10 protein-coding genes are annotated in these 10,951 nt (G+C 56.6%); 5 read left to right on the forward strand and 5 right to left on the reverse strand.

Annotation, left to right across the window (positions count from 1 at the left end; genetic code table 11):
- Both VGE80_RS21815 and VGE80_RS21820 read right to left on the reverse strand, forming a co-directional pair.
- Positions 1–709, reverse strand: a 709-nt coding sequence (locus tag VGE80_RS21815; protein WP_440594112.1) for an outer membrane protein assembly factor BamB family protein, incomplete at its 3' end; no start/stop codon positions are given.
- A gap of 260 nt (positions 710–969) precedes the next feature.
- The gene (locus tag VGE80_RS21820) at positions 970–1,938 is read right to left on the reverse strand and encodes a DUF1559 family PulG-like putative transporter (RefSeq protein WP_440594113.1); all 969 of its coding nucleotides are present in this window, start codon (positions 1,936–1,938) and stop codon (positions 970–972) included.
- 629 nt (positions 1,939–2,567) lie between these two features.
- On the opposite strand from VGE80_RS21820, the gene VGE80_RS21825 reads away from it, so the two are divergent.
- Positions 2,568–3,311: a hypothetical protein gene (locus VGE80_RS21825; RefSeq protein WP_440594114.1), complete on the forward strand. Its 744-nt coding sequence runs from the start codon at positions 2,568–2,570 to the stop codon at positions 3,309–3,311.
- A 386-nt stretch (positions 3,312–3,697) separates the two neighbouring features.
- Positions 3,698–4,810, forward strand: coding sequence for a GTP-binding protein (locus tag VGE80_RS21830; RefSeq protein WP_440594115.1), 1,113 nt, complete (start codon positions 3,698–3,700; stop codon positions 4,808–4,810).
- A 109-nt stretch (positions 4,811–4,919) separates the two neighbouring features.
- Here VGE80_RS21830 and VGE80_RS21835 read toward each other — a convergent pair whose 3' ends face one another.
- Complete coding sequence (locus VGE80_RS21835; RefSeq protein WP_440594116.1) at positions 4,920–6,197, reverse strand: outer membrane protein assembly factor BamB family protein; 1,278 nt, start codon at positions 6,195–6,197, stop codon at positions 4,920–4,922.
- Between the two features lie 414 nt (positions 6,198–6,611).
- Here VGE80_RS21835 and crcB point away from each other — a divergent pair, with 414 nt between their 5' ends.
- The 3 genes from crcB to VGE80_RS21850 all read left to right on the forward strand — a co-directional run bounded on the left by crcB (position 6,612) and on the right by VGE80_RS21850 (position 8,973).
- The gene (gene crcB, locus VGE80_RS21840; protein WP_440594117.1) at positions 6,612–6,986 is read left to right on the forward strand and encodes a fluoride efflux transporter CrcB; all 375 of its coding nucleotides are present in this window, start codon (positions 6,612–6,614) and stop codon (positions 6,984–6,986) included.
- A gap of 178 nt (positions 6,987–7,164) precedes the next feature.
- A complete protein-coding gene (locus VGE80_RS21845) occupies positions 7,165–7,830 on the forward strand; it encodes a DUF2293 domain-containing protein (RefSeq protein ID WP_440594118.1) in 666 nt (221 codons plus the stop codon).
- Positions 7,831–8,631: 801 nt separating this feature from the next.
- Entirely contained in the window at positions 8,632–8,973 is a 342-nt protein-coding gene (locus VGE80_RS21850; RefSeq protein WP_373649866.1) for a hypothetical protein, read from the forward strand.
- Between the two features lie 117 nt (positions 8,974–9,090).
- Here VGE80_RS21850 and VGE80_RS21855 read toward each other — a convergent pair whose 3' ends face one another.
- Both VGE80_RS21855 and VGE80_RS21860 read right to left on the reverse strand, forming a co-directional pair.
- Positions 9,091–9,801: a CPXCG motif-containing cysteine-rich protein gene (locus VGE80_RS21855; protein ID WP_440594119.1), complete on the reverse strand. Its 711-nt coding sequence runs from the start codon at positions 9,799–9,801 to the stop codon at positions 9,091–9,093.
- A 162-nt stretch (positions 9,802–9,963) separates the two neighbouring features.
- Positions 9,964–10,941, reverse strand: a complete 978-nt coding sequence (locus VGE80_RS21860; protein WP_440594120.1) for an ROK family protein — start codon at positions 10,939–10,941, stop codon at positions 9,964–9,966.
- Between the last annotated feature and the right edge of the window lie 10 nt (positions 10,942–10,951).

Genomic DNA, 10,951 nt, shown 5'->3' on the forward strand with positions numbered 1-10,951 from the left:
CGATCTGGGGCTGATCATCAATATGGGCCAGAAACGGTGAACTCCAGCTTCTGCGACTCTCGCGTGGGGTCCTCCAGCGCGTCGAGCCATCGTTCTTATTGATCGCCAGGATGTATGATGGTCCGGCATGATCAATCAGAATGTAAAGCGAGCTTTCATCCTGAACCGGCGATGCAGCCAGCCCGAACTTGTTGTCGAAGCGACCGTAATCGACCGACAGTGACCGCTTCCAGACTTCCTTGCCATCGTGAGTCAGCGCAATCAGATCGCCACTCTCAAAGAAGACGTAGACATTCGTCGCGTCACAGACGGGAGTCGGGGCGGCCCGGCTGACGAGATACGTGCTCTCGACGGGATCGGTCGATGGAATTGCTTTGCTCCAGCGGATCGAGCCATCCGCCAGATCAATTCGAGAAACGTAGTATGTTTCTTTATTCGGTCCATCAACCGAAGTCACATAGGCAGAATTTTCCCAAATCACGGGACTTGATTGCCCGTCCCCCTGAAGCGAGGCTTTCCACGTCACCGTTTCAGGCGTCCACGTCAGTGGCAATTGCTCGGGATTGACCGGGTTGCTGGAGATTCCCGTCAGAAATCCGCTCCATGGGGGCGTTGCAGGCGGCGTCTGTTCCGCCCCTACCGCGGTAGAAACAGCAGCACAGGCCATCCAGCACAACACGCTCACAAGCATCGGCAACGGACGATTCATCAAACACACCTCGAACTTCGATAGCCCTGAACGGCTCATTGACACGTGATGGGAAGAATAGCGAGTGGCCTCTGGGATCACACTCATTCCCCTACCATTTCAGCTTCTTCTAAGGCAACGAAGACGACTGAAAAACGTGCGAAAGAGTTCATCGGAGCCACGGGGCGCCCCTTGTGTTCAGCACCCCAAACGCGCCTCCCCGGCCAGATTCGGCATCGAGAGACATAGAGTCCCTTGGCGTTAGCGAGAGCAATCCCCAATTAGAATTCGCCCACCAGATCACCCGCAGCTCGCGTCGTCAGATTCTGGTAGAGGCCGTGGTCCATATTCGCACTGATGAACCGGACCGAGCCGTCCCCCAGTACAAAGTGAGCTCCCCCGACGTGGTAACTGCTGAAATCGTCGATGTGGTTGGCCGGATTGTTCGGTGTGTGATCACTGCTTCCCAGGACGCGGGTGATCGCGTCGTCACCATTGGCGACCACCCCGGCCCAGGTCGAGGTCCAGCTGTAGCCGTTGTCGCGGCGAGTCCTTCTTTCCCCCACAATCAATGTGTTGCTCAGCCCGTCGGTAATATCACGAATCTGGACGCGACTATTCTGGAAAAAGGTCCCCTCACCCATGCACGGAGCGTTGGGGTGATCGGCGCAATGGTCCATCTCGCTGGTCCCAAACACGCCGATGTAGTTCGCCACCGCCAGTTCAGCCAGATCCGTGGCGGACTCATCTTGAATCTTCCAGACAGAGCCGGGCGCCGTATCGGATGCACACCGAAACGCCGAGATCGGACTGATACGGGCAATCGCGTTCGCAGGTGACTCCATCTTGGCGCTGAAGTTAATGCTGTTATAGAGCGGTCCCTGATCGATCTGGGGAAGAATCTTCGAGGCCCAGCCCCAACCGTTCATCCCGAAGACATCGGGAGTGGTTCCAGTCACACCGATCCAGCCCGGTGGCAGCGTAGAAAAATTATCGTGGTAATTGTGCAGAGCGAGTCCAATCTGCTTCAGATTGTTCTTGCACTGCGTCCTGCGAGCCGCTTCCCGCGCCTGCTGTACTGCGGGCAGCAATAGAGCGATCAGCACCGCGATAATCGCAATGACGACCAGCAGTTCGATCAGCGTAAAACCGCGGGGGATTCTGCGCTGTCGATTGATGGGTGGACGTCGGTTCGTGAGGAGGGATTTCGCAGCGCGACCATTCGTTGAGAAAGATGACGTGGGTCCCATGAATTTGCCCCAAAAAAATTCAACACGAAGATGAGTAAGATGTGGAGATGATAGCATTCGGTGAAAACGAACGCAATGCTTTTGCACAATTTATGCATCAACACATCGCTCGCGGATTGCTGGCCGGCTTGGGATTGTTCCCAGGTCGGCCCGTTGGTCAATCAATTTTCCGACGGCCTGATTTCTTTTTGGCCAGAGAACCCTCAAGCCCAATGTCGCCACTGAGGTATGGTTCCAAATCGCTTCTGATTCGATGCCATTCCTTACGTCGCTATCGCCAGGAATGAAAGAAAAACTGAACGGAAAGCGTCAAAGATGCCGCTCTTCAGTTCTCGAAAAGAAGCTCCCGCGTTTGCGATGCAGTCCTGCACTGCGGCAGTGTTTCGGAGTTGATCGGCGATAGACAATCCGTATCTGTCCCCAATGCGACTCTGGCTGATCGTCGCACGCCGTCGACAATTACAGGCGTTGGCGATCCGACATCTCCTCACATCCCCAGTCAGGGGTGCCGCTTAGTTCGCTGGGGACTTATCGATTCCACTGTCGTTCGGATTCGTTCTGGCGTTTTGCTCCGGCAACTGGGATACTGCACAAGTCAAAATGACTGAGACCAAAATGAGAGCCAGATCATGCGAATTTGTCCATTTCTGCGTCGAACACTCCTGATTCTCTGCCTCGCCATCACAGTCGCTGCGGCGGCTGACACGCCACCGGAAGAGACAACCAGGTCAGCCGCGGTGCAAGCTCTTCAGGAATACAACGTTCTGGTGGGAACATGGCGAGGGATCGGCCAGCCAAAGCGTGGTTCACAAGCCGGAGCCTGGCAGGAACGTGTGGAATCGGTCTGGGAACTGAAGCCCAAAAGCACGGGAATTCGCTGGGCCATCAGCGGGAGCAAACAATGGGAATCTGCTCTCCTGAGTTACGACGAAGAAGACAAAACGTTCACGCTGACGGTGACACTCGCTGACGAGTCGACTCGGATCTACCGGGGAAAGCCAATTGAAAAACGACTGGTCCTGGAATCTGCATCGGAGGATGACCCAGATGTCCAGCGAGCCACTCTGACCCTCCTGAACGAAAATCGCATCACGCTGCTGCTGGAAAAGCGTCCCCACCAGCAATCGTTTTTCTCGCGCGTCGCCGAGATCGGATACCAGCGAGAGGGGACAAGACTCGCCGCTGTGGGAAACTCCGGTCCGGAATGTGTCGTAACTGGAGGTCTTGGAACGATTGCCGTGATGCATCAGGGCAAAACCTACTACGTTTGCTGCACCGGCTGCCGTGACGCGTTCAATGACGATCCCGAAGGGACGCTGGCCGACTTCAAAAAGCGGAAAGAGGCAGAAAAAGCAGCCAGGTCCGAGAAATAGAGATCGCCGATCACGACAGACTCAGAACGCAGGACAGACAGGATGAACCTGTTCTGAAAGTATGTCATGACGCTGCGGCATCCCTGACATCGGATTCGGGTGAAGCGCAGAAGAGGTTGCAGTTGAGGGATCCCGCTTTCGCCCGAAAGTTCGACCATCGCCGGGCAGTCTCGCCCCCCATGCTGACGGCATCAAACACTCTCGCCCATGTTGGTTAACTTAATCATTCTCTGCCATTATGCTCGGAACGATTCAGCAGAAGATGATCAACACTCTCAGCGTCCCTCACCCCTTGCCGCACATGGAGAGGCAGGGACCTGAGCGGGATTCGCATACTGCCGTCGCGAATTTCAATCCATTGCAGCGCAGGTCACGAAAGGGAAGACATGTCAAAGTCGGTTCGATTCATCATGGTCGGCGGGTTTCTGGGGGCAGGGAAGACGACAACACTTTCGCGACTGGCTGGTCACTATACTTCCAAGGGATTGAATGTCGGGATCGTGACCAACGATCAAGCCGCCGACCTGGTCGATACGAAATCTCTTCGCTCGCAGGGTTTCGATGTCGGCGAAGTGGCGGGCGCCTGCTTCTGCTGCCGATTTGATGACCTCATCACGACGATTGATTCACTGGGAATCGAGAAAGCTCCCGATGTGATCCTGGCTGAACCGGTCGGCAGTTGTACAGACCTCGTGGCCACCGTCATCCAGCCGATCAAACAGCTTTATCAGTCGCGGTTTCAAATCGCCCCTTACGGCGTCATTCTGAAACCAAGCCAGGGCCGGAAGATTCTCAAGAACGAACCGGGAACCGGATTCTCACCGAAAGCCGCCTACATCCTGCAAAAGCAACTGGAAGAGGCCGACGTGATTCTCATTAATCGCGTCGATGAACTTTCGCCAGCGGAGTTGGCGGAACTTCACTCGCTGCTGGAAGCGCAGTTCCCCAACACACCCCGACTTGCCGTCTCCGCGAAGTCTGGTGCGGGGTTCGATGCCTATCTCGAATTCCTCGATCAGGTGGGTGACTTTGGTCGACGAATTCTCGACATCGACTACGACACCTACGCGGAAGGGGAAGCGGAACTTGGCTGGCTGAACAGTAGCGTGCAGATCACCAGCCCGAGCGAGTTCTTACTCGATCAGTTTCTGTTAAAAGTGATTGGCGACATCAAAACCCGCCTCGTCGAGCAGGGGTTTGAAATCGCGCACCTGAAAGTCATCGGTCTGAGCGCCGCCGCATTCGGAGTGGCGAACCTTGTCACTCGTGATCTGGCTCCCGAACTGTCTCTCCCCTCACACGCCTCAACGCGGCAGATCGATCTGGTCCTCAACGCACGGGTGGCCTGCGACCCGGATCTGCTTGGCAAGTTGAGCGAAGAATCGATTCGAAAGATCTGTGCCGAGTCCGGGACAACTCCTGTCTTCGGGAAAGCTCAGATGTTCCGGCCAGGCCGTCCACAGCCGACCCATCGGGTGGCTGCGTCGGCCTCCAAATAGAGGAAAGAGCATAACCCGCCGCCACAGTCCCGGTTGCGACTGTGACGATCGGATCGACGAGATTCTGACAAGACCGGTACGGTGGACGTCGGCATCCACCCGATCGGGATCAGCGTTCGCCCCGTTCTCCGTTGGGACCGCCGACGGACATCAGGTGCGAGAACGTTCTCAGGAACAGCGTGCCGTTGGCAATCGCCGGTGTGGCTCGTGAACCTTCACCGAGCGAGACTCGGCCCAGTTCAGCGAACTCCTTTTCCGCAGCGAGAACGACGACCTCACCATCCTGACTGAGACAATACAGCTTGTCATGCGCGCGGACGGGCGAACTGTTGTAGTTTCCGCCAATCCGCTGTCGCCAGTGAACCTTCGCCGTATTGAGATCAATACAGCTCGCAACTCCTCCGTCGGAAACCAGAAACAATAGATCGCCCCGAGCGACAACCGTGGGAACATAAGGGGCCTGCGCGTCGAATTTGTACGCCAGGGACGCGTCGGTCCCATCGCTACGCAAAGCGACCACGTAACTGCCTCCGCCCCCCGAACCCGTTCCGCCGAAGATCAAGTCGCCAATCACGAGTGGCGAACTGACGGTCCGCTTATCAAAGCACTTGTTGAACCAAATTTCTTTTCCCGTGTGCGGATCCAGCCCAAACATTCCGTCACCCGTACTCATGGAGACGATTTGCCGTGGTCGGTTCTTGGGTTCAAACAAGGCTGGTACGGCATAACTTGTGTTCACCGGATTACGGGGGATACGCCACCGTTCCTCCCCGGTCGCGGCGTCAAATGCCATCATGAAACTCTGCGGTTCCTCCGCCGGATTGGGACCATCCTTGGCCTCCTGTGAGTTTGAGAGTACGACGAGATCGTCGACCAGCATCGGCGAAGTACCGAACCCATGCTGGCTGTACCATCGTCCCAGATCTCTTTTCCAAAGAATCTCTCCTTGATGCGATAACGCCATCAATGTCACGCTGGAAGGATCTGACCACGCGACATACACACGATTGGCGTCCACAGCAGGCGTGCTCGATGCATAACTGCTTTGCTTATGCAGGTGGTGGGGCGTCGATTCGAACGAACGATTCCAAAGCTCTGTTCCAAGCGTTGCGTCGTAGCTCAAAACATAACGGGTTGCCGTTTCGGGATCTGCACTCAACAGAAACACCTGATTTCCCCAGACCACGGGGGAGGAGTGCCCCAGTCCGGGCAACTTGACGTTCCAGTTGTAGTCTTCGGACGTCCATGTCGAGGGAGTCGTCGTCGCCTCACTCTCTCCGGTGCCATTCGGCCCTCGAAACCGCGTCCATTCCTGCGCCGCCACGGAGGACGAGTCGCCACAAAGTGCCATTGCCGCCAGGATGGTCAGTAGTCGCACAGCCTTCATTCTTGGAACTCCTCGGCAAACGGCTTTCAGTTGAGAGACAATACGGAACGGGAGTATCCGTCCCCCTCCCGCGCAGAAAGTAACTGTAGAACAGGCCACTCCTCCCGCTCTGCGATGGGGCCACCGTTGTGGGGCGGAACTGACGCAGCGGTTCCCTGATGATAAAACGTGACGTGAGCCCCTCAAAGTCACCGGCTCCAAATGGTCAGCACGGGCCACCGCACTTCGTTGCATCACCCGACCTGTGCGTGGACAAAACTGTCTGCGGAAATGAGACTCTGGCGACTCGACCCGCTACATTATTCGTGGTCAGAAGCCTCGCATTGGGCCACCTGCATTTCATGAAGAACAGAGTTCAATGCCGGAGTCGGCCCGGCTCGTCTCGCCGACTCTGACACACAGGAACCGGAATTGATGTCGAAATTGAGTCTGATTTTTGTCGCCGGTGGGTTAGGAGCTCTCGCACGATTCGGACTCGGCAATCTCATCCATCGGTGGTACGAGGGCCCGTTCCCGCTGGGAACGTTCGTCATTAATGTCCTCGGTTGTCTGATGTTTGGCTTCGTCTGGTCCCTGGCGGAAGGCCGGTCGCTCATCAGCGTGGAACATCGAGCAATCATTCTGACCGGATTCATGGGTGCCTTCACCACATTCTCGACCTTCGCTTTTGAAACCGACGGGCTGATCCGGGACACAGAATGGCTGATGGCCGCCGGCAACATCGTCGGACAGGTCGTGCTCGGTCTGATTGCCGTCACCGTCGGCATGGCAGCAGGTCGGCTGCTCTGATCAACAATAGGTAACGTGCGTAGCTTGCGGGATTATGTTCACAGTAGGTCTCTGTCTGGCCGCACAGACCTCGAGGCCTTATGAGCGTTGTCAGCCCCTTGCCAGAGAACGCGAGGCGGTGCCGCCCCTTTCCCCAATTCAACCATCGAAATCAGAAGACCAAGGACGTGACTTACCGATGAGCGACAGAATTTTCAGTCCCGGATTAACCCCCGATACAGTCCGGGCCGCAGACGGGACGGTGCTCTCCATCCCCGCAGGCTGGGTATTGCTCCCTCCTGGCGATGCGGCACTGACTCGCCGAGTGAAAGGGGCTGGCGAACACTTTGTCGTCGCGGAGAAGAAGGGAAGGAAAGTTTTTTCGAAAGGTGTCTGGGCATCCGCAGAGATGATCGAGCGAATCCGGATCGACCTCGCAGCCGAGCGATCAACGGAAGGGCACGCACGCAAAAAGGAAGCAGACGCCAAGCGTCGCGAGAAAGCCCAATCCGAGTATGTCACGGACTTCTATGGAGCTGTCCTCGCGTTCCTTGATTTTCACGCACGTTACGCCGAGCTCGCACAGCGGTTAGCGAAAGCCGTCACAGAGCACGCCACCCCGGTAGGGAGTGGGACCGTGGCTCGCACCGCCCGCATCCCTGTGGAGCAGCGCGCTGAAGCCGCAGTCATCGCGTGGATGCGACATCAGACAACCGCTTACGACTCGATGAAAATCGAACGGGTCAAAGGGAAACGTCGAGAAGTCCGCCGGATGCTGGCCCAGCGATCAAAGGACTTACTGACCCAGTATCGACGCGGAGAAACACCACACTCCGATTGTCCGTTGCAGCAGGCACTTCAGTAATACTACTGGCTCGATACACACCTGCTCGAAACGGTGACGCGTCTTCAGATGGCGAAACGAACCCTCTCTATCGAGTTCGATAGAGAGGGAACCTCGGCAACAGCACGATGGGAAACACGAACAGACTCAATGCGCGGTTCCCAGCCATCGTGGTCGCCCATCGAGTGCAGCGTTACCAAACGCAGCGCGCCATCGCAATCTATAAACGAGTCCGCGCTGTCATTGTGAAAACTGGCTGAAATCGTTGTCTGTTAGCTCTCCCGCAGCTTTCTGCAGAAGAGGAGATCCACCCCCTCACGTCCAGCCGTGGTATCGGGTGCTTACCGAAGCCCCACATGGGGAATTGGGTGAGGGATTCTGGAAATCAAGACAACGTCGACATTGAAAAGCATCTTTCACAGCCCCGCAAGTAACCGAGATTCCGTTCGTCCGCAGGGTGAATCGGCTCCCCAATAAACCGAGCGCAATCAGATTGGGCAATCTTTTTCAACCGAGATTGCCGGATCTTAAATCGAAGTTCTCGGCCTGTTTAGGCTAACGCTACGGCTAATCAAGAACTCTTCTCTTCCGTCTTCAAAGTCGTAGGAAGGCGACCGCGATACCGTATGAGAATCAGGAATAGCAGGAGGTCGGCCAACGCGCAATCAGGGCCAGGGAAGGGCGGAGCAATCCTTTCAAGACGGAATTCAATCCAGTCTCGAAGCATCCAGACGGTGGCATGTGGTCACGGGGCTTGGGCACATTGATTGCTAAACCCAAGGGATGTGTAACCCACTCTTTCGTTAATGAGGACACCCCAAAATGGCTGAAACTCTCACACAAGCAGACAAAACGTCCAAGCAGGCATCCGGTCGTCGTGAGCCATGGAACGAAGGATCGATGCAACCGCAGCAATCTCAACCCCCTGTCGCTGAAGGGACTGTGGCCCGTACAATCGAGCAGCAGACAGTTCAGATTCCGTCAGACTGGTTCCTGTGGGCGGCCGGCGCCTCTATCGTCGGTTCGCTCGTACTCCATTGTTCGGACCGGAAAGAAGACGGGGTCTTCGTCGGGCAGTGGGCCCCCACCTTGCTGATTCTGGGGCTGTATAACAAGATGGTCAAACTGCATGGCTCCGACGGGAATCATCTGAACCAGCGATGACTAGATTTGACCGGTTCTCTCCTCAGCTGCAGTCTTGCCACTGCAGCTGACTTCTTTTCTTGTGAGTAACCGGTACCCACTGCCCACCCCTGCATGGGAAACCGTGAAGTCGTACGCTCAGTGCTCTTCATAGTCCTGTTCCGGCTGTGCCGCGACTTGAACCGTCCCGTCCTCGTCGATCGTGATGTGGATCTGATTGGCCCGGCAGCAGACGGGACAATCCTCGACGTACGTCTGATGAGTCCCTTCCGTGCGGTCGAGAGGGATCACAATTTCCTCTCCGCAGGCATCGCAGATATACGTGACATCCCCGGAAGTTTCTGTGCCGGCCACCAACGTCTCATCGACCATCGGCAACTGTTCCTGCGAGGTGAGAAGTTCGCACCCCCAGAGCATCACACCCAGTGACGATTCATCGGCCAGCCGATGATCATTCCCCACCTCCAGCAGAACGTCTCTCGGCAGATCACTATTCCGGATCAATTCCTCGGATTCGGTGAACGGGATGACGTCATCCCTTCTCGAATGGAGAATCAGTGCGTTGGACTTCACTGAGTTCGCTGTCCCCCACCGCTTCCAGGCCGGACAGAGAAGAACGAGGGGCGTACTGCCTGACTGGATGTTCAAGGCGACGGCGCCACCACGCGAGGATCCGACGACAACGTCAGGCCTCTGCTGATCATAGACGGCCTGAGCCGTCTGTACCGCCGCGCGAAAGTCGTCGTCGTCCAGTGCCGGATTGAACACGATGTGCCCGTGATCTTTGAGATACGTCGGTTTCACACCGCCAGGAACCGAATTCCAACCGTGTAAAAAGAGAATCTTCATCTCTTCACAACTCCCTTCGTGCTGCCACCTGCGGCCTGATCTGCTTGCCGGAGGGCATGAACAAAAGCAGCCCCACTCAGGACGTCACAGCGGAGCGATCCGCCGGGCGGCCCTTCGCTGATGTCCGTCGAGTCAGGACGATTCAGATCGCGTCCGTTGCCATCAAGCTTCCTCAACGCATTGTCGAGCCCAGGCGGCGGCCCCCATCGAACCGGCATCGTCGCCCAGTTTCGCAACCTTGATATCGTAGGTCTTCAGGTACGAGGGCATCACACGGTTTGCGAGCGTCTTCGACACTTCGTCCACGAACAATTTCGGCAGGGCTTCGACGAGTCCCCCCCCGAGAACGATCATATCGGGCGCCAGCAGGTTCACGGTCCCGGCGAGTACCAATCCGATTTGGCGTGCCCCTTCCCTGAGGATGTCGTCGACGATTTTGTCTCCCGCTTCAATCGCATCCTTGATGGTGCCGCTGCGAATATTGGTCAGATCGGTTCCGGCGGCGCGCAGAATGTTCGGGGCCTGACCGCGGTAGGCTGCTTTCGCGATCTCGGCTGACAACGCCAGACGACTGGCAATCGCTTCCAGACAGCCACGTCGGCCACAGCCACAAAGAGGACCATCGGAATCGACCGGGACATGTCCGATTTCCAGACAACTGCCTGTGCGACCACGAAAAATTCTGCCGTCGTAAATCATCGCCCCGCCGATCCCGGTGCCGGGAAAGACGCCGAGGGCTGTCCGCGATCCGACCGCTGCCCCAAAACGGTATTCACCGTACAGCCCGGCATCGACATCGTTGCAGACGAAGACGGGACAACCAAATTCTTTTTCCAGCGTCTTCTTCAGTGGAACATTCTTCCACCCGAGATTGGGAAGCTCGAGGATCACACCCTCTTCAAGATTGAGGGGTCCCGGGCAGCCAATTCCGATTCCGCCCAGCATCTCTTTTTTGTGACCGGCGTCTTCCAGAAGTTTGGTAATGCTGTTGATGATGCGACCGACACCCGCGTCTGCCCCTTCCGAGCCGCGACTTTTCTTGCGCCGACGTCCCAGTACGTCAAACTTGCTATCGAAAAGCATGGCGTTCATCTTCGTGCCGCCAAGGTCGAATCCAACCCAGACCCTGTTTTCGGTCAGCGCTTCGTTC

It is taken from the genome of Schlesneria sp., from assembly GCF_036405755.1.
In the GTDB taxonomy this organism is placed as follows: Bacteria; Planctomycetota; Planctomycetia; order Planctomycetales; family Planctomycetaceae; genus Schlesneria; species Schlesneria sphaerica.

What these genes read in the sequence shown, in the direction of transcription:
- VGE80_RS21820 (WP_440594113.1), bottom strand. Translation starts at nt 1,938, where the DNA reads ATGGGACCCACGTCATCTTTCTCAACGAATGGTCGCGCTGCGAAATCC.
- VGE80_RS21825 (WP_440594114.1), top strand. Translation starts at nt 2,568, where the DNA reads ATGCGAATTTGTCCATTTCTGCGTCGAACACTCCTGATTCTCTGCCTC.
- VGE80_RS21830 (WP_440594115.1), top strand. Translation starts at nt 3,698, where the DNA reads ATGTCAAAGTCGGTTCGATTCATCATGGTCGGCGGGTTTCTGGGGGCA.
- VGE80_RS21835 (WP_440594116.1), bottom strand. Translation starts at nt 6,197, where the DNA reads ATGAAGGCTGTGCGACTACTGACCATCCTGGCGGCAATGGCACTTTGT.
- crcB (WP_440594117.1), top strand. Translation starts at nt 6,612, where the DNA reads ATGTCGAAATTGAGTCTGATTTTTGTCGCCGGTGGGTTAGGAGCTCTC.
- VGE80_RS21845 (WP_440594118.1), top strand. Translation starts at nt 7,165, where the DNA reads ATGAGCGACAGAATTTTCAGTCCCGGATTAACCCCCGATACAGTCCGG.
- VGE80_RS21850 (WP_373649866.1), top strand. Translation starts at nt 8,632, where the DNA reads ATGGCTGAAACTCTCACACAAGCAGACAAAACGTCCAAGCAGGCATCC.
- VGE80_RS21855 (WP_440594119.1), bottom strand. Translation starts at nt 9,801, where the DNA reads ATGAAGATTCTCTTTTTACACGGTTGGAATTCGGTTCCTGGCGGTGTG.